This is a genomic window from Pectobacterium aroidearum, from assembly GCF_041228105.1.
Lineage (GTDB): Bacteria > Pseudomonadota > Gammaproteobacteria > Enterobacterales > Enterobacteriaceae > Pectobacterium > Pectobacterium aroidearum.
Genome location: NZ_CP166097.1, coordinates 4,524,948 through 4,542,237, shown reverse-complemented (window position 1 = coordinate 4,542,237; position 17,290 = coordinate 4,524,948). Strand labels below are relative to the sequence as shown.

General features: G+C 49.8%; 19 protein-coding genes. 18 read left to right on the top strand and 1 reads right to left on the bottom strand.

What is annotated here, in order from left to right:
* The first annotated feature begins 1 nt into the window (after position 1).
* The 4 genes from phnL (at position 2) to phnP (ending at position 3,255) form a co-directional block, all read left to right on the top strand.
* Positions 2 to 733, top strand: coding sequence for a phosphonate C-P lyase system protein PhnL (gene phnL / locus AB8809_RS20525; RefSeq protein ID WP_012773194.1), 732 nt, complete (start codon positions 2 to 4; stop codon positions 731 to 733).
* Entirely contained in the window at positions 723 to 1,859 is a 1,137-nt protein-coding gene (gene phnM / locus AB8809_RS20520) for an alpha-D-ribose 1-methylphosphonate 5-triphosphate diphosphatase (protein ID WP_349855641.1), read from the top strand. Before phnL ends, phnM begins: the two co-directional genes overlap by 11 nt.
* A 2-nt stretch (positions 1,860 to 1,861) precedes the next feature.
* Positions 1,862 to 2,431: a ribose 1,5-bisphosphokinase gene (gene phnN / locus AB8809_RS20515; protein ID WP_256553873.1), complete on the top strand. Its 570-nt coding sequence runs from the start codon at positions 1,862 to 1,864 to the stop codon at positions 2,429 to 2,431.
* Between the two features lie 71 nt (positions 2,432 to 2,502).
* Positions 2,503 to 3,255 (top strand): phosphonate metabolism protein PhnP, encoded by a 753-nt coding sequence (gene phnP / locus AB8809_RS20510; protein WP_369987618.1) that lies wholly within the window; start codon positions 2,503 to 2,505, stop codon positions 3,253 to 3,255.
* A gap of 165 nt (positions 3,256 to 3,420) precedes the next feature.
* On the opposite strand, the gene AB8809_RS20505 is transcribed toward phnP, so the two are convergent.
* Complete coding sequence (locus tag AB8809_RS20505) at positions 3,421 to 3,684, bottom strand: DUF2798 domain-containing protein (RefSeq protein ID WP_012773200.1); 264 nt, start codon at positions 3,682 to 3,684, stop codon at positions 3,421 to 3,423.
* A 128-nt stretch (positions 3,685 to 3,812) separates the two neighbouring features.
* Here AB8809_RS20505 and AB8809_RS20500 point away from each other — a divergent pair, with 128 nt between their 5' ends.
* From AB8809_RS20500 to AB8809_RS20435, 14 genes are all read left to right on the top strand, one after another.
* Positions 3,813 to 4,715 (top strand): LysR family transcriptional regulator, encoded by a 903-nt coding sequence (locus tag AB8809_RS20500; RefSeq protein WP_181829723.1) that lies wholly within the window; start codon positions 3,813 to 3,815, stop codon positions 4,713 to 4,715.
* 363 nt (positions 4,716 to 5,078) lie between these two features.
* Positions 5,079 to 5,966, top strand: coding sequence for a ParA family protein (locus AB8809_RS20495; protein ID WP_349855637.1), 888 nt, complete (start codon positions 5,079 to 5,081; stop codon positions 5,964 to 5,966).
* The gene (locus AB8809_RS20490) at positions 5,963 to 6,352 is read left to right on the top strand and encodes a hypothetical protein (protein ID WP_349855635.1); all 390 of its coding nucleotides are present in this window, start codon (positions 5,963 to 5,965) and stop codon (positions 6,350 to 6,352) included. Before AB8809_RS20495 ends, AB8809_RS20490 begins: the two co-directional genes overlap by 4 nt.
* The gene (dnaB-PI, locus tag AB8809_RS20485) at positions 6,345 to 7,706 is read left to right on the top strand and encodes an SPI-7-type island replicative DNA helicase (protein ID WP_349855634.1); all 1,362 of its coding nucleotides are present in this window, start codon (positions 6,345 to 6,347) and stop codon (positions 7,704 to 7,706) included. Before AB8809_RS20490 ends, dnaB-PI begins: the two co-directional genes overlap by 8 nt.
* Entirely contained in the window at positions 7,706 to 9,430 is a 1,725-nt protein-coding gene (locus AB8809_RS20480; RefSeq protein WP_349855633.1) for a ParB family protein, read from the top strand. The genes dnaB-PI and AB8809_RS20480 overlap by 1 nt, the downstream gene beginning before the upstream one ends.
* Positions 9,420 to 9,659, top strand: a complete 240-nt coding sequence (locus tag AB8809_RS20475) for a TraR/DksA C4-type zinc finger protein (RefSeq protein WP_012822368.1) — start codon at positions 9,420 to 9,422, stop codon at positions 9,657 to 9,659. The genes AB8809_RS20480 and AB8809_RS20475 overlap by 11 nt, the downstream gene beginning before the upstream one ends.
* Positions 9,656 to 10,321 carry a hypothetical protein gene (locus AB8809_RS20470; protein WP_012822369.1) on the top strand — a complete coding sequence of 222 codons (666 nt, stop codon included), beginning with the start codon at positions 9,656 to 9,658 and terminating at the stop codon, positions 10,319 to 10,321. The genes AB8809_RS20475 and AB8809_RS20470 overlap by 4 nt, the downstream gene beginning before the upstream one ends.
* A 105-nt stretch (positions 10,322 to 10,426) precedes the next feature.
* Positions 10,427 to 11,008 (top strand): DUF2857 domain-containing protein, encoded by a 582-nt coding sequence (locus AB8809_RS20465; RefSeq protein WP_012822371.1) that lies wholly within the window; start codon positions 10,427 to 10,429, stop codon positions 11,006 to 11,008.
* 1 nt (position 11,009) lies between these two features.
* Entirely contained in the window at positions 11,010 to 11,240 is a 231-nt protein-coding gene (locus AB8809_RS20460) for a hypothetical protein (protein ID WP_012822372.1), read from the top strand.
* Positions 11,237 to 11,434, top strand: coding sequence for a hypothetical protein (locus AB8809_RS20455; RefSeq protein WP_012822373.1), 198 nt, complete (start codon positions 11,237 to 11,239; stop codon positions 11,432 to 11,434). Before AB8809_RS20460 ends, AB8809_RS20455 begins: the two co-directional genes overlap by 4 nt.
* Before the next feature lie 241 nt (positions 11,435 to 11,675).
* A complete protein-coding gene (locus AB8809_RS20450) occupies positions 11,676 to 12,971 on the top strand; it encodes an STY4528 family pathogenicity island replication protein (RefSeq protein WP_349855653.1) in 1,296 nt (431 codons plus the stop codon).
* Between the two features lie 387 nt (positions 12,972 to 13,358).
* Positions 13,359 to 14,111, top strand: coding sequence for a PFL_4669 family integrating conjugative element protein (locus tag AB8809_RS20445; protein ID WP_349855631.1), 753 nt, complete (start codon positions 13,359 to 13,361; stop codon positions 14,109 to 14,111).
* A 14-nt stretch (positions 14,112 to 14,125) separates the two neighbouring features.
* The gene (locus AB8809_RS20440) at positions 14,126 to 16,135 is read left to right on the top strand and encodes a DNA topoisomerase III (protein WP_349855630.1); all 2,010 of its coding nucleotides are present in this window, start codon (positions 14,126 to 14,128) and stop codon (positions 16,133 to 16,135) included.
* A gap of 634 nt (positions 16,136 to 16,769) precedes the next feature.
* Positions 16,770 to 17,279 (top strand): STY4534 family ICE replication protein, encoded by a 510-nt coding sequence (locus AB8809_RS20435; protein WP_193398433.1) that lies wholly within the window; start codon positions 16,770 to 16,772, stop codon positions 17,277 to 17,279.
* Positions 17,280 to 17,290: the final 11 nt, after the last annotated feature.

Below are 17,290 nucleotides of genomic sequence, written 5' to 3'. Positions count from 1 at the left end.
GATGGATACGCAATTACGCATCGAAAACGTTGATAAAACGTTCGTGTTATATAACCAGCAGGGCGCACGATTGCCAGTGTTCCACGATGTCAGCCTGTCCGTGAAAGGCGGCGAATGCGTGGCGCTGCATGGGCACTCTGGGAGTGGAAAATCCACCTTGCTGCGTTCTCTGTACGGTAACTATCAGCCCGATGGCGGCCATATCTGGGTGCGCCATCGTGAGCGCTGGGTCGATATCGTCAACGCGGATGCCCGCCATGTGCTGGAAATCCGCCGTGAAACCGTGGGCTGGGTGAGCCAGTTTCTGCGCGTTATCCCGCGTATTAGTACATTGAACGTGGTCATCCAGCCGTTACTGGAACGCGGTATGTCTCGTCAGGAAAGCGAGATTCTTGCCGGTGAATTGCTGACGCATCTGAACGTCCCCGAGCGGCTGTGGTCGCTCGCGCCCGCCACGTTTTCCGGCGGTGAGCAACAGCGCATCAATATTGCCCGTGGGTTTATTGGCGATTACCCGATTCTGCTGTTAGACGAACCGACAGCGTCGCTGGATGCCAAAAACCGACTGGCTGTCACACAGCTCATCAACAATGCGAAAGACAAAGGGTGTGCCATCGTCGGTATCTTTCACGATGACGAAGTGCGTCAGGAGGTTGCCGATCGCCTGTATACGATGTCGCTGCACACGATGCCGGTAATTTCCAACGCTCAGGAGACCGCAAATGATCATTAATAACGTCAATATGGTACTCGCACAGGAAATCATTCATGGCTCACTGGAAGTGCGCAACGGTGTGATTCACCACATCAGCGATCGACCCAGCCGTCATCCCGGTGCGCTGGATGGTGAACAGGCCTGGCTCCTGCCGGGGCTTGTCGAACTTCATACGGATAATCTCGATAAGTGCTTCACCCCGCGCCCCGGCGTTAATTGGCCTTCTGAAGCGGCGATGCGCAATCACGATGCGTTGATTATCTCCTGCGGAATCACCACCGTTCTGGATGCTGTCGCGGTAGGTGATGTGCGCGATGGGGGGCATCGGCTTGAGAATCTGCGACGCATGACGGATGCCATACTGTACAGCCAGCAGCACGGCGCCAATCGGGCGGATCATCATTTGCACCTGCGCTGTGAGCTGCCGCATCAGGATACGTTTCCCCTCTTTGAGCAGTTGGCCGATATTCCACTGGTCGCGCTCGCGTCATTGATGGATCACTCTCCGGGGCAGCGGCAATTTTCCTCTCAGGAGAAATATCATCAGTATTACAAAGGCAAATATCACCTGAATGACGAGCAAATGGCTGCGTTTGAGGAAGAGCAACTGGCCGGTTCACGCCGCTGGTCGCAGCCTAATCGCGAGGCTATTGTTCGCCTCTGTCACGATAGAGGCATCACGCTAGCCAGCCATGACGATGCGACGCCGGAACATATCAGCGAAGCCCACCAGCATCGTGTGAGCATTGCCGAATTTCCCACTACCGCGATCGCGGCGCAGCAGGCACATGGCGTCGGAATGAATGTACTGATGGGAGCGCCAAATGTCATCTGCGGCGGCTCGCACTCGGGCAATGTGTCAGCACATCATCTGGCGACGCTGGGCGTACTTCACATCTTGTCTTCGGACTATTACCCGGCCAGCCTGCTGGAGGCGGCGTTCATGATTGCAGAGGATGAACGCAATGATTACGACTTGCCGCGCGCTATCGCGCTGGTCAGCAACAATCCCGCTCAGGCTTTGCAATTTGACGATCGCGGCTGCATTGAAGAAGGACGGCGAGCTGACCTGCTGCTCGTCAAGCGGCACGCGCCGCAAATGAAACTGATGCGCGTGTGGCGTCAGGGTGTCCGGGTATTCTGATCATGCCGAAACTCATCTACCTCATTGGGCCTTCCGGCGCAGGCAAAGACAGCTTGCTGCGTGCGATTCGCCAACTGGCGCTGCCCCGACTGCTGGTGGCACATCGGTACATTACCCGTCCCGCTGAAATACAAGGAGAGAACCACATTGCGCTGACCCCTGAAGAGTTTGCTATCCGCCAGCGGCTTGGCCTTTTCGCGCTCAACTGGCAGGCGCATCAGTGCGACTATGGTGTCGGGATAGAGATTGATGGTTGGCTCCAGCGGGGAAGCTACGTCATTGTGAATGGCTCACGGGCTTACCTTAGTCAGGCGCGTGAGCGCTACGGCAACACGCTGTTTCCGATATGCCTGACCGTTTCTACATCGACACTGCGAGAGCGGTTATGCGCCAGAGGACGGGAAAGCGAACAGCAAATCGCCACGCGATTGCAGCGGGCGGAAGAGGAACAGAACCGCTTACAAAGCGACTGTGTGTTATTGAATAACGATGGCGACCTGCAACGCACGTTATCCACCTTTCAGTCGCTGCTGCCGTTCGACAGCGTTAGTGCGGCGCACAGCGAACGATAGGCCGAGCGGCAAGCGAACCAGAGAGCGGGAGAAAACCGATGGCAGCAAATAGGGCAGCAAACAGTGACGGGATCGTTTTTCACTTTTTGGGAACCGGCAGTGCGCAGCAGGTTCCCGCGTTTGGCTGCGAATGCGAGGTCTGTCAGCAGGCACTGCAAGATGAAAGGAAACGGCGGCGCGCCTGCTGCGCGGCAATCACAACCCAAGACCGGGTCATCCTGATTGATGCCGGATTACCCGAACTCGCGCCGTATCTGCTCCCTTATTCGCGCCGGCACATTCTGCTGACCCACTATCATATGGATCACGTTCAGGGATTATTTCCCCTACGCTGGGGTTACGGCGATCCCATTCCGGTCTTTGGCCCCCCGGATGATGCGGGCTGCGACGATCTCTTTAAGCACCCAGGGATTCTGCATTTCCAACCGCCGCTGATACCTTTCCAGCCCTTCGATCTGGACGGCATAACGATCACGCCGGTTCCCTTAATCCATTCCAAATTAACCTACGGTTACCTCATCCAAACGCTGACGCACACGCTGGCCTACTTGACCGACACCATCGGTCTACCGCCTGAAACTGCTCAGTTTCTCTCAGCACACACGCTCGATTATGCGGTTGTCGATTGCAGCCACCCTCCCCAGACAACGCCCCCACGTAACCACAATGACGTCCCCCGCGCGCTGGAGATCTTCACTCAGTTAAACCCCAAACAGCTATACCTGACCCACATCGGCCACGAACTGGATCGCTGGCTCCAGACACAAACGCTGCTGCCTGAGAACGTTCATGCCGCGTATGACGGGGTTGAGTTGGGGTTGTAGGGAGGGTAGGCGAGCGGTTTTAAGGCGAACAGGTAACATAGATGTGCCATCAATAATGATGGCAGCGTTCTATGTTAGAGCATGACTCAGCCTGATAGTCGGTTAGGAGCGAAAGGCGGACTCGCAAGCCTTAATGTGGGAGAAAGAAATGGCGTATTGAATGACTCAGTGACCGTGAACAGTCAACCCTACCAACCGGGTAACAATAGGACGGACAATCAGTATGCAAACAAAAGCAGCTGGCATGGCAACCTGATAGGCATTCATCACATTTTCCATGTAATGTGGCCCCATTCCAAATTCGGCCAGAATGATGACCAGACACATCAGAAATGCCATGATGGTCGCCATATAAAGAGCAAATACGTAGGGTAAAGTGTGCTTCGGGAGGCGGAATCGCGGGGTATTTTTAGCAACAGCATTAGTCATCAAGTTATCCTGGTTAGCAACGGTTAGTGAAACGGTTGCTAACCTATCAAGCTAACCAGAATGGTAGTAGAGCAGCTATGCTTTAATCATTATTAAATAAAAGTAACGAATCAAGCATTGGGGATAATATGGATGTGTTAGGGCTGATTAGCAATTTTATCCGCGTGGTGGAGAACGGCAGTATCGCTGCGGCGGCACGAGCTAAAGGTATGAGTCCGGCGGCGGTAAGCCAGAGCCTTTCACGGCTTGAGACACATTTGGGCGTGCGCCTGCTATCGCGCACTACTCGTAGCATGACATTAACCGAAAACGGTAAACGTTATTTCGAGAAAGTACGCCATATTCCACATGACATTGAGCTCGCCTCGCAGGCTGCGGCGAGTGAAACCAAACTGCAAGGTCCGCTTTGCATCGCGACGACTGCCGCGTTTGGTCGGTACGTTATCGCTCCACTGATGCCTGCTTTCAAAGAATCTTTCCCCGATATTGATATCGAACTGATTAGTACCGATCGCAACGTCAACCATCGGTTGGAAGGCGTTGACGTCAGTATCCGCATCGAGGCACAGCTGAACGATCAACTGATTGCCAGAAAAATCGCATCGCTGCCATTTATCTTCTGCGCGGCTCAGGCTTATCTGGATCGCGCGGGTACCCCTCAGACTCCCGAAGAACTTAGCCAGCACGCCTGCCTGGTTTTCCGCTATCCCACAGATGGACGTTTTCTTCCCTGGACTTTTATGGTCAATGGGCAACCTGTTAACGTGAAGCTCAACCCCAAATTCATCAGTGATGATATTGATATTATTGCAAAAATAGCAGCAAACGGAGGCGGCGTTACCCGTCTGGCAAGCTTTGTTGCCCAGCCGTTGATAGACAGTGGCCAACTCACGCCTTTGTTCTGCTCAGACCGCAGTAACGGTAACCACGTAGAGTCTTTACCGATGAATATTTATGCCTGTGTCAATGAACGTTCGGCACTGAATTCAAAGGTAAGGGCATTTATTGCGTTTTTAGAAGCTGAGATTTAAGACGAGGACGCAGCGATTTTCTGCGTGAATGCAGTTAAATGTAGGATCAGTAGCTAGGCTGGTTTCTTTGAATTAGTGGTGCCCGGACTTGGACAAACGCCGGAGGCGTTGAGCTGCGCACTTGTCGCGCTGGCCCCAGAAGGGTGAGGCTTGCGGCGAATAATCGAACGGTGTTCGATGGAGAATCGATACGCCAGAAACGAAAAAACCCCGCCAAAGGCGAGGGTTAAGAATTAGTGGTGCCGGACTCGGAATCGAACCAAGGACACGAGGATTTTCAATCCTTTAGTTCTATTGTTAATCAAATGTAGAGTTTTTTTGGTGTGAGCATATACATCCTGATTAGTTATCAGGTGAATCTATATGCATGTAATTCCTGTAATTTCCACTAAAGGTGGGGAAGGAAAGTCTACTCAGGCCGCAAATTTGGCGGGGTTTCTGGCTGATGCTGGATTAAAGACTTTATTGATAGACGGCGATTACGCCCAACCTACATCAAGTAGTATTTTTGCTCTGGAGTATGAGGCTCCTTGTGGTTTGTATGAGCTGTTAATGCAAACCGTCAATCTCAACGATCCCACTCAAGTTATCTCCAAAACCGTTATCTCTGGGCTGGATCTCATTATTTCAAATGATCCTAATGCCCAATTACCTATTGCGATGTTAAATGCGCCAGATGGACGGTTTCGTCTGCGCAATATTCTCCAGCACCCACTTTTTTCTCAATACGATGTGATCATCGTCGACTCACAGGGGGCTCGAACTATTATGTTGGAGCTCATTGTTCTGGCGGCTACGAACACCGCAATTGGTGTTATTAAACCTATTTTGCCGGATGTAAGGGAATTTATACGTGGCACCATCCATATGTTGGAAAGCCTGCTGCCGTTTTCTGCATTTGGGCTGGTATTGCCGCAGATAAAGGTCCTCATCAACTGCATGAAATACACTCGTCGCGCAAAGGAAACATACAAGGTTCTTAGCGAAATTATTGATACGGGTAAGTATAGCCAGCATAGCCAGTCGATTTCAGTTTCTCTTTTAGATACATATATTTATGATTTAGATATTTATCTTGAGGGACACTCAGTAGGTCAACCTGCCCATCGCCTTGAAAGTGAGACCAAACGCGTAAGTGATTCCGCTGCAACGACGATGCATGCATTGGCGTGTGAATTATTTCCTCAGTGGAAAGATAAGTTTGATTCCGCAGTGCCGTTCCAAATTAGTGCAGAACGCGAGGATTCATGATGAAAACTCTCCATCGCGCAATCTGTTTCTGCTCCGATTCTCAGTATCGCGGTTTTGATGAGCAGTATGTCTTTTTTGAAACGGTAAATGATGAGCATGCTGGGGAACGCCTGCAGGCCATGTTATCTGAGGTCTGGGCTGTCCATGAATCTGCCGTGGGCATTTGTAATATCTCTTCGGAGAAACAACTGGTTCTTGATTCGCATGATGATTCTCCTGGACGTGGTGACAAGGCCCTGTTTGAAAATGGCTGGGATAATGGCTGCGTTCGGTATATTTCCCATAACGATTGGCCCTTGATGTTAGTTTCTCCCCGAACTCACGAACGTCTGCTGAAAGTCTTTCTGAGTTTGAATGAAAGAAATGTGGAGGCGAACCATGGCTAATCAAAAGCAAAAGGCATCACCTCCTCTCCCTTACTCCACGGGAGCTGAGCAATCTGTGCTCGGGTCGCTGATGCTCGATAATGAACGCTGGGATGAGGTTGTTCTCATTATTGGCGAGAATGACTTTTTTAATCTCATGCATCGCGTGATTTTTCGTGAAATGGCTCGTCTGGTTGGTGCCGGACAGCCTATAGACTTAATTACGCTGTCCGACTCACTGGAGAAGCAGGGAAGCTCTCGTGAGGAACATATTTTTGCCTATCTTGCTGAGATGGCGAAAAACACGCCAAGTGCAGCGAATACAGTAGCATATTGTGAAATCGTTGCCAGAGACAGCCGGGCCAGACAGCTTGCCGCTCTTGGTGCAGATTTGACTCAGCAGGTTAGCCAGCCTCATGCTGATATCCCCCAGATTATGGAGATGGCTGAACGACGAATTATTGATATTGCAGAAAAGGCGGAACCGCAAAAGACAATCACAGTTGTTGACGGGCTTGAAAAGGTTGTGGCTGAACTGGAGGTTCGCCATCGTTCCGCTGATGGTATCACTGGAACGGCAACAGGATTTATCGAGCTGGATGCAAAAACCTGTGGTCTACAGAATGGCGATCTGATTTTGTTGGCAGCCCGCCCTTCAATGGGAAAGACGGCGTTAGGGCTAAACATTATCACCGGAACGCTAAATCACAATAGCGCGAATGTTACCCAGATATACAGCCTTGAGCAGCCTTCGACTCAACTCCTTATGCGTCTTATCTCTTCCATTGGGTTTGTTCCATTGCAAAACCTGCGTAGTGGCGATCTGACTGATGAGCAATGGTCACAGATTGGCTCGGCAGTTGAAACCATTACTAAATGGCAAAAAAGACTGGTTATCGACGATACCAGCGATCTTACGCCAGCAATGCTGCGGGTGAGAGCCCGCCGTAATGCCAGGAAATACGGTAAACCCGCGTTGATAATGGTTGACTACCTGCAGCTAATGCGATGCCCCGGCATGGAGAACAGAACGCAGGAAATTGCTGAGATATCTCGTTCGCTAAAATCTCTGGCCAAGGAGATGGACTGTCCTGTTGTCGCGCTTTCTCAGCTTAACCGCTCTCTGGAGCAGCGTGCTGATAAACGCCCCAATAATGGTGATTTACGTGATTCCGGTTCGCTTGAACAGGATGCGGATGTCACGTTATTTATTTATCGTGACGAAGTTTACAACCCGAATAGTCCAGACAAAGGATTAGCTGAAATTATTATGGGTAAACAGCGCCAAGGGCCAATAGGAACTATAAAAGTTCAGTTTGACGGGCGTTTCACTCGCTTCACGAATATGCCTTTCGATGCTCGTGGAGGTTACTGATGGCGAGTAAACCGAAAGCGCTGAATATGACGGATGCGCTCCTGATGCGAGGAAAATCGCCAGCTCAACAATCGCAGGTTGCTGTACTACCTGTGAGTGAAATGGCGATGGTACTGACGCTCGACGAGCTGCGTCCTAACCCCGATAACCCCCGTACGTCGCGTAACCCTAAATATGCGGACATCAAAGCGTCTATCCGTATGCGCGGTCTGGATTCATTGCCTAAAGTGACCAGAGACCCTGATGGTGATGACATCTATATCTTTAGTGACGGAGGGAATACACGCTACCAGATATTGTGTGAACTCTATCAGGAAACCGGGGATGAACGATTCTATCGGATCCATACGATATTCAAACCCTGGCCGGGACGTCTGCAATGCGTGATTGGTCATTTGGCCGAGAATGAAGTCCGTGGCGATTTAACCTATATCGAAAAGGCATTCGGTATTCACAAGGCTCGAACGATTTGGGAAGAACAACTGGGGCGTAGTGTCACACTGCGTGAGCTTTCCGAACTGTTAAATCAGCAGGGTTATCCGATTGATAACTCCAGTATCAGCCGTATGGAAGATACACTGAAATATTTGCATCCCCACCTGCCAAACCTGCTGAATTCTGGCTTAGCCCGTGTGAGAGTTTTACCACTATTGGCACTGCGCTCAGCGGCAGAGAAGACGTGGGCAAAGCATCAGATGCAGGTGGAACATGAATCTGTGTTTGATGACGTTTTTGGTCATGCCTGTCAGCAGTTTGATGACCCTGATCGGTATTCACTGGAAATGTTTCGTGATGAGCTGATTGGGGAGTTATTGAAAGCGCTGCCGCATCCGTCACTCAACTATGATCGCTGGTTGATAGAGTTGGATCCCAAAGAGCAACAGCGCCGAGAATTATTTGGTGAGCCTCCGGCTCCACCTGTTGTGCAAGAGCCCATCCGTCAGCCATTAAAAGAGAATGTCACTCAGCTTCCGCCACAAACAGGGCCAGAGAATCCGGTGACTGGTTTACGTTCAGGGACGCTTGTCGGTGGAGTAACTCGCCCCGAACCTGCTCCGGGTAACGCTCCAGAAACAGGGCTGACTCCTGATGAGGGTATGCAACCGATTGATGCAGGGATAGCTTCCACTTCGCCATATCGTGCCGAGCTTCAGCCGGATCTCTACGGTGGCCAGACTGTGATTGGTGGTGAAACGGTAAGCCCTATGGGAAATGGTTTTTCGCAGACATCATTGATGTCCGCGTTATCTGAAAACCGTGACAGCGCATTATTAGAAGAAGGACATGTTTCATCCTCTTCATCTGTTTCTTTCGCGGCTACAGGGCTGGAGCCTGTCGCGGATATCTGGCACATACCTGCACTTCAGGACGACATTGAGCACCTACAGGATATGTCCTACAGACTGGCTTTTGAGTTGGCTGAAGCCATGGGATGTGCCGACGATATTTCAGAAGCTAAACGTTGGGATCAGGCTGGCTATACCACGTCGGACACAAACAACAACGAGTTTGTTTTGTTCCTTGCCGGGCTGACTGGGGAAGATCGCGAACTGCCTTTTAATACATTCGTTTTTTGCCTGAACTTCCTGGGTTTTCCTCAGAAATCCGGCTCTCCCGTCCTTCATGATGTCCATGTCGTGAAATTTATGCGGTTGATTCGCGTGCTGCGCCGCTTGCGTGAACTGCAACGTGATGATGCCCGTGGAGGTGACCATGTCGCATGATCTTGATGATGAAATGGCAATGGCCACAACCGAACAACTGTTGCAGAGCAGCTTGTCATTGATTCTTAGAAACGTTCATAACGGGCGTATTTCAAATACATGCTGTGATGCATGCGGGAATGAAATCCCCGAGGCTCGTCGTCTGGCGGTTCCTGGTGTAGAGCTTTGTGTCGGATGTCAGGAAGTCGAAGAACATCTGACAAAAGTCGGTAGCCGGAGGGGGAAATGAATAACAGTACCAGATTACCTAAACGTATTCGGAAACTGATGTCTTTAGTCACGCGAAATAACGATCTGAATGACATCACCCGTGCATTGCGTTTGGCTCAAAAGCTCATTCTGCGTCATTCAATCCTGGAGCAAGAACCTGAAATTTCATCGATTCGTGAATCGATATGCCGCCGAGTCCCATCAGATGCGGTCAGTATTCCTGGGTGGCTTAACGGACTTGCTGCTGTTGTGTGCATGGCCACAGGTTGTAGCTGCTGGTTTGATCTATACAGCACGACCAATCGTTATCGAGGAATGTGTCTTCGCCGTTCGATCCACTTTTATGGATTCAGTGGCCGTTCTGATATCGCCGCTTACCTTTTTAAGGTGCTCTCTCAGCAACTAAGGGGAGCGACTGAGCGGCATATGAAGGATTTTCCTCGTTTGAAATCCCAGCTCCGCCGTATTCGTACTGACCAGTTTCGGGAAGGCTGGGTGGGGGGCGTGTGGTGCGCTTTGGAACCATTCACTCCATCTGAACGTGAAGGCCAACTTCTCAAGTCGTGGCTACGCCTGCGCTGCGTGAAAAACGCATTATCTCCCTCTCCGGCGTACCACGCTCATCAGGATAGTGCTTTGAATTCTCCCGATTACCAATATGCAGGGGATATTCATGGATAACTTACTGAAAAACCTGGCTGGAAATACGTTTTTGTTCATTTGTTGCGGGATGAGTTGGGCTGTTGATTTTTTGTTGATCGTCGATTGGGTGAATGGGGGGCAGCTATGAGCCAGGGATTATCTCAGGCAACAAATGCGTTATTGACGCATATCTTAATGGAACTGAAGTCAGGAAATATCCGTCGTTGTGAAGCATTGGGAATGACGATGGAAGAGGTTCGTCAATTGAGCCAACTGACGGTGGACGATCTGTATTACCTGACGCAAAGCAGTGTATCCGTACTCAACTTTCAGATTAATCACGACAATTTTTGGTCAATGGTTAACCAGGCTCGTACTGAACAAAAACGGTTACAGCGAATTGATCGCGCTCTGGCGTTAGGTGGCTCAATAGAACTGATGCAATTCTACTTTGGCCTGTCGACGTCGGAAGTTAGCTCAAGACGCCGTTTAAATGGTGTTGAAACACGGCAGGGGAGAGTTCAGGCCCCCACGGAAGAAGAAGACGCTGCACTATGGGAACAATGGCGCAGCTCTGGACTGTCATCGCCTGATTCACATGAGGCACTGGACGTCATGATGTTGGCGGCAGAACAGCAGAATGTTTCTCTCACTGCGGTCTGGACTCGTGTTAATGCCTGGTGCCGTGAAGCAGTACTGGAAAGAAAGGAAAAGGCGGGAGGCTGAGATGCAGCTTGCTGAGTTTCGTATATGTCAACGCGCAACCCCTAGTGTTGTGCGTAAAGCGACTCGTTTCATCGCGGCATGGCAGCGCGGTGAACGAATTTACAAGCGCTTGCAAACCAATGGCTACCTCAAAATCGACATTGGGCCGTTTTGGCGTTTGTTAAGCAAGGATGGTGGCGGACATTGGCATTTGATGAGCCATGAGACTTATAACAGGGAAATCAAAAAATGACGATAAAGCGCAAGATCTGGGCTGCCAAGACGACGCTATGGCTACCGTCATCCCGCGTTCAACTGGATGGTGACGTTGAGTCGGTAGTCGTCGAATTGTTTTGCTGTTTACCGGAAGAAAAGCAACAGTCATTGCTTGCCGCAATACACCGTGCCCATGTTCGTATGGGCAAATTACCTCAGGAGAGCAAGTGATGATACTTGCCGATAAATCGTATGTTCTGGGGGCGATGTTCATTCAGTTCCTGCTGGCTGATGAGCTGTGGTATACAACAACCAGAAGCGAAGGGATCATTTATCATGTGATTCATTTGGGGTTCTCATCGTTAAAAAAACCGTCTTCCCGCTTTCCATTTCGAACTTTTCATATCATTACGTTCTCGTTTCTTATCATGAATGTCCGTGTTGGATTGATTCAAACAAACGGTAAGCGATGATGGGATTACCTGCTGACAGTGTCATCGCATTCACACTCCAGAGAATGGAGGAGGGTATTTCCCGACAGGGAAATAGTGACTCCTCGAGCCCAGTCAATGAACGTAGCGGATTGCTTTATCTGGGGAATGTGCATGATGCCGTTCCCCGGCGACTGTTTCTGGATAGCAGGCTTAGCCCGCTGGATAAAACAGCATGGGTGATGATCCGTTTGTATGCCCAGCAAAATGATGGTGCGGTATTTCCTACATACGATGAGCTGCAACTCCAGCTGGCTTCACCTCACGCTGAGAAAGCCTCGCGTGAAACCATCAGCCGTACGCTGCTAATGTTGCGAATAACCGGCTGGCTTAGTCTTTGTAAACGTGTGCGCGATGAGTATGGGCGCGTACGCGGGAATATCTACGCTCAACATGATGAGCCGCTGAGCTGCCGCGATGCGGAAACGTTCGATCCAGGCTGGCTGGATTTGGTTGCACGTAGCTGCGAACATAAGAATAAATCGGTACGGATGACTGCACTCAATGTTTTGGAGGCGATCCGCAACGACCCCTCGATGCGACATCGCCATTCCAGAGTATCCATGATTGAGGCACGCCTGGATTCACCATCAACGCCCTCTCAACTGGCATCACTCCAGCGGGGAATGCAACCGGGTTCGAATTCCGAACTCAGTAAAAAACAAGGCGAGATAAGAGAAAAATCACTGAGTTCGGAATCCGAACTTAGTGATGGGAATAGCAATAATACACTGAGTTCGGAATCCGAACTCAGTCTAAAATCAAAAGGTTATAACCAAGTTCGAAAATCGAACTGTAACGTACGTAGTTTCACACACAGTGTGAATAAAAAAACGTACGTACCCGAGGGAAGGGATCGTTTAACGCTGCCTGAAGCGTTGCTCAGCCGGATCAAGCCCCATGATGCCGACATGTTGACCAGGCAGCTCTCCGTATTGCCGGTTGAGCAAGCATCTGCTCTGCTGACCATGCTGAATACACAGCTCAAGCGCGGGCAGTTAGCCAACCCACTTGGTTGGCTATTGTCGATGATGAAATGCGCCCGGGAAGGGCGGCTGGTGCTGCCAACTGAGCAAACAGAACAATCAACAGGAAGCGTAGCGCTTTCTGAAACGGCGAAGGGAAGAGCGTCGGCAACAATGACACCAACGGTGGAGCGTCCCGCTCCTGAGCTGGCAGAAAGCCTTCCTGGGCAGCCAGCCTCCAAGGCGAGTCAGGAAAGAGTTTCCAGCCTGGTTTCTGATATCAGAGCCAGAATATTGAACGCTGGAAAATAAGGTGGTTAAAAATTGTGCTTGCTGCCAGTGGCAGCAAGGTCAAGAAATGAGCGACCTGATATCCAGGATGGCATGCGGGGTATCTGGCTAGTACGGATTTGGTGTGGTGGTTAAAAAGTGTACTTTGCTGCCACTGGCAGCACGGTATGAAAAACAACCAATGTGATATTTAGGGTGATATTCGGGGTACCTGGTTAGCGTGGATTTGGTCGTGTGGTGAAAAAGCGTACTTGTTGCGCCCCGCAACAAGGCTAAAAAACAACCATATTGATGCGCTTGCGTCAAATTCGTGAAACCAATATTGAGTTTCGCGTTGTTGGGGGAGTCCTCTTTTATTAACTATTTAGTCTTTCTTAACTGATTAATTAACAAGTTAGAGAGACAACGATGGCTGAAAGAGTGGGAAAGACGACGGGTGCATTGCAGTCTGAGTTAAAAATTGAATTGCATACTAACTATGCAATCAATCTCTGGGTAGGGCGCCGAAGAGTAAAACAGAATGACGAAAATAGTGTTGCTGCCCGTCCTCCTATTATGGGAATGCCCGGGTTCCTGCATCAGGCTGCGCGTATCAACAGCGATTCGCTGAAGAACAACCCATGGGCTGACAAGACCATGTTGGCTCTTGAGGAAAAACTCAATGAGGCCAGCACATTGATGCATGAAGAAATTGCATCCCTGGATAAGGAAATGAATGTATTGCCTCGGGGAGTCACTCTGACGGAAGCCGTTGCTAAAGAGCCTCTGGACATCAAGGTATACAGCAATTCGCCACTGGGATATCGCTGTGTCTATCTGCTGATTGGGTTTGACCAACTGGCTAAACAGGTTTTACAGGCATTTCACTATGGCTTGATTTCACGTAATCGTCGCGATCAGTTACTTCAGGGGAATGGTCGATCGCTACGCCAGATCTACTCGATTGTTTTGAAATACCGATCGGTTCCAGTGTCACGAATTGACGCTATCGAACAAAATGAAGCCTGGCAGAAAGCCTGTGAGGCCTTAGGTGAGCCCGATCGTGATGTATTACTGGGTAAGAAACGTTCCATATTCTCTCCGCCAATCCATGAGGCCAGTGTTAATTTGTTGCTCATGCACGATAAAGCGCGTGCGACTCCTACGTCCACTAATCGGTAGCCTGGAGGGACGTTGTGCGCCTCTTTATCTGTGAAAAACCCTCCCAGGCCAGAGACATCGCTGCTGTACTGGGAGCAACAAAGCGAGGGCAAGGTTTCTTATCTGCTCCAGGAATAACCATAACCTGGGCCCGGGGGCACCTTTTAGAAACCGCCTCACCAGAAGTCTATGGCACCCAGTTTGAGAAACCGTGGCGAATAGATGTGTTACCGGTTTTGCCCCCCGTATGGCAGATGGTTGTGAAGTCAGAATCGTCAGACCAGTTCACGGTCATCTCCCGATTGTTGAAGCAGGTTGATGAAGTCGTCATATCAACTGATGCTGATAGGGAAGGAGAAGTTATCGGATGGTCTCTGTTGGAATATTGCGGATGGAGAGGTCCCGTTTTTCGTTTGTGGCTGTCTGCATTGGATGAGTCCAGTATTCGTGCTGCATTAGCTGCTATCAAACCAGGTTCAGAAACAAAGCCGCTTTATTATGCTGGCCTGGGGCGTTCGCGAGCGGACTGGCTAATAGGTATGAACCTGACCCGGCTTTATACCGTGAAAGCGAGGGATAAGGGATATGACGGGCTTCTGTCTGTTGGGCGAGTGCAAACCCCTGTATTGGCGATGGTCGTTAATCGTGAGCGAGAAATAGCGACGTTCGTCCCTAAACCTTACTGGCAAGTATGGGTAGCACTACAGTCTAATGGTGTCCGTTTCTCTGCGCAGTGGGTTCCAGCGAAAATGTATGTCGATGAAGAGAAGCGCTGTATTCATCAGGACATCGCTCAGCAAGTTGCACAGCTTTGTAAACAAACAGGCAAGGCAACGGTAATTGAGCAGGAAACAAAGCGAGAAAAAGAGGCTGCACCCTTGGCGTTCACCATGGGAACGCTACAGCAGGCCTGCGGCAGACTTTGGGACATGAGTCCTCAGAAAGTGCTGGACATAGCACAGAGCCTGTATGAGACGCATAAAGCAACGTCTTACCCGCGAACCGATTGTGGGTTTCTTCCTGAGTCAATGCGTGAGGAAATTCCTGATGTCCTGAGTGCATTGGTGAAAATCGACCCCTCACTACAGGCGTTGATTTCTCAGCTAGATACTCGTTTTGTTTCCCGCATATGGGATGACAAAAAAATGACTGCCCACCACGGTATCATTCCGACACGGCATGTTTGTGACATGTCGAAGATGAGCGATCAGGAAAAGCAGGTTTACGTGTTAATCAGACGACATTATCTAGCCCAGTTTTTTCCTCTGCATGAAGTCGATTTCACGCGACTTTCCCTAAATATCGGAGGCCAACTGTTTCAGACAACGGGGCGGGTCGTTGTTGTTCCTGGGTGGAAACGTTTGTTTAGTCAGGATGACGGTGAACATAAAGAGGCTGCGGCAGATGAGAAAGACCAATCTTTACCTATGCTCGTAAAGGGAGATAACTGTGGCGTGGCTGGCTCTGAGGTAAAGGCACTGAAAACAAAGCCTCCCCAGTATTTTACATTCCAATCATTGATTGCGGCTATGATGAACGCTGCGGCGTATGTGACCGATTTAACGCTGAAAAAAGTACTGAAAGAGAACGCAGGGTTAGGCACAGAAGCGACGCGTGGTGGGATTGTCGAAACGTTACTGGCGCGTAACTTCATCAGCATAAAAGGGCGTTACTTGCGTGCAACAGATATTGCGATGGATCTTATCGATGCTTTACCTCACGCGTTAAAAGAGCCCGGTATGACGGCGCTTTGGGAACAGGCGCTCGATGAGGTTGCTAAAGGGAGTATGACGCTGGATAGCTTTATGTCCCGACAGACTCAGTGGATTTGTCAGTTGGTTTCCCTGGGAACTCAACAAGATGTTGTCGTTCGTGTTCCTCCTACGCCTGCTTGCCCTCTTTGTGGTAGTAAGACGCGGTTACGAAAAGGGGCAAAAGGAGCATTTTATGGTTGTGAAAAATATCCAGACTGTAAGGGCATGATAAATGTCCCTGGCCAGAGCAAGAATGCGGCATCTAAAACACGAAAGAAAAAGCAGAATTAACTGATTGCAGGCGGGGGGATGAGTTGTTATTGTTCATCCGGCTCTGAAGCCGCACCCCGTGACTGCGGTCTCTGTCAGCGTTTGCATAGCGCTGTCAGTGAACAGTCTGACTGACAGCTCCCTCACCTGAGAGCCGAGTCTGAAGGCACTAAAACTCCGTGAAACCAGTGTCGGGTTCTGAACATACCCCGGAGCTACTGTGAAAACAGATATACCGAAGATCGATGGTGCAGATCGTATGGCGGTGCCTTATGGCACCGCTTTTTTTTGGTTTTTTTATTTTCATTCTTCGGTGATGAGTTTTTCCATAGCTTGAAGATTGACTTCTTTTTCACCAGGTTTAATGATTAACAGGCCAATCGTTGTCTCTGACAACTGCTAATGTTCCCGTGATTTGAGAGGAACGCCTTCGGGTAATCACATGCCAATGCCATCGTTAACCTGAGAGATGGCGCTTTCGAGCGGTAAATCTGTTTAACCTTTGAAAACAGAGACCGAATACCGGTTAAGGCCCACTTCACTCATACAGCCAGTCAAAGGCTCAATTGTCTTTGACTCCCCTGCGGGAAACATACTCCCGCCAGGGATGACTGTTTCTCCGCTACCTGTTTATTTTTTACTCCGGAGAAACATCATGACTGCAAATAAATCTACCCAGAATCAAGCGACTAACACTCAAAATGGCAAAAGCAATGAGTACTTCAATCTGAATGTTACTGGATTGGGGTATCTGAGCGATATTCGCCATGTTACTGGACCGAATGGCGCATTCATCAGTTGTGTCATCAATGCCTTAAGTGGTCAGAAAGACAATGCGAATTATGTTCGCTTTGACGTGACCCCAGCAGGTAAAGAGACCATCGCTTTGATTAAACGCTGCGAAAAGTCTGTTGATGAAGATAAGAAAGTGCTGATTAATTTCACACTGAGTAACTTGTCTCCCAGCATCTTTACGCTGAACTCTGGTGACCATGCCGGTGAACAACGTGTCAGCCTCAAAGCCCGTTTAATCAAGATCACCAGGATTAAAGTGGGTCAAGAAGAGGTCTACAAAGCGGAGAAGTCTGATTCATCTGACTCCACGCCAGTTCAGAACAGCCCTGCAACCGCAGCTTCTAAAGCGTATGCGGAAAATTCATTCTGATAACAGGCATC

Excerpts from the sequence above, each read along its gene's own strand:
- AB8809_RS20465 (WP_012822371.1), top strand. The coding sequence starts at position 10,427 with ATGAGCCAGGGATTATCTCAGGCAACAAATGCGTTATTGACGCATATC.
- AB8809_RS20475 (WP_012822368.1), top strand. The coding sequence starts at position 9,420 with ATGTCGCATGATCTTGATGATGAAATGGCAATGGCCACAACCGAACAA.
- AB8809_RS20435 (WP_193398433.1), top strand. The coding sequence starts at position 16,770 with ATGACTGCAAATAAATCTACCCAGAATCAAGCGACTAACACTCAAAAT.
- AB8809_RS20500 (WP_181829723.1), top strand. The coding sequence starts at position 3,813 with ATGGATGTGTTAGGGCTGATTAGCAATTTTATCCGCGTGGTGGAGAAC.
- AB8809_RS20450 (WP_349855653.1), top strand. The coding sequence starts at position 11,676 with ATGGGATTACCTGCTGACAGTGTCATCGCATTCACACTCCAGAGAATG.
- AB8809_RS20495 (WP_349855637.1), top strand. The coding sequence starts at position 5,079 with ATGCATGTAATTCCTGTAATTTCCACTAAAGGTGGGGAAGGAAAGTCT.
- AB8809_RS20445 (WP_349855631.1), top strand. The coding sequence starts at position 13,359 with ATGGCTGAAAGAGTGGGAAAGACGACGGGTGCATTGCAGTCTGAGTTA.
- AB8809_RS20455 (WP_012822373.1), top strand. The coding sequence starts at position 11,237 with ATGACGATAAAGCGCAAGATCTGGGCTGCCAAGACGACGCTATGGCTA.
- phnN (WP_256553873.1), top strand. The coding sequence starts at position 1,862 with ATGCCGAAACTCATCTACCTCATTGGGCCTTCCGGCGCAGGCAAAGAC.
- dnaB-PI (WP_349855634.1), top strand. The coding sequence starts at position 6,345 with ATGGCTAATCAAAAGCAAAAGGCATCACCTCCTCTCCCTTACTCCACG.
- phnL (WP_012773194.1), top strand. The coding sequence starts at position 2 with ATGGATACGCAATTACGCATCGAAAACGTTGATAAAACGTTCGTGTTA.
- phnM (WP_349855641.1), top strand. The coding sequence starts at position 723 with ATGATCATTAATAACGTCAATATGGTACTCGCACAGGAAATCATTCAT.
- AB8809_RS20470 (WP_012822369.1), top strand. The coding sequence starts at position 9,656 with ATGAATAACAGTACCAGATTACCTAAACGTATTCGGAAACTGATGTCT.
- AB8809_RS20460 (WP_012822372.1), top strand. The coding sequence starts at position 11,010 with ATGCAGCTTGCTGAGTTTCGTATATGTCAACGCGCAACCCCTAGTGTT.
- AB8809_RS20480 (WP_349855633.1), top strand. The coding sequence starts at position 7,706 with ATGGCGAGTAAACCGAAAGCGCTGAATATGACGGATGCGCTCCTGATG.
- AB8809_RS20490 (WP_349855635.1), top strand. The coding sequence starts at position 5,963 with ATGATGAAAACTCTCCATCGCGCAATCTGTTTCTGCTCCGATTCTCAG.
- AB8809_RS20505 (WP_012773200.1), bottom strand. The coding sequence starts at position 3,684 with ATGACTAATGCTGTTGCTAAAAATACCCCGCGATTCCGCCTCCCGAAG.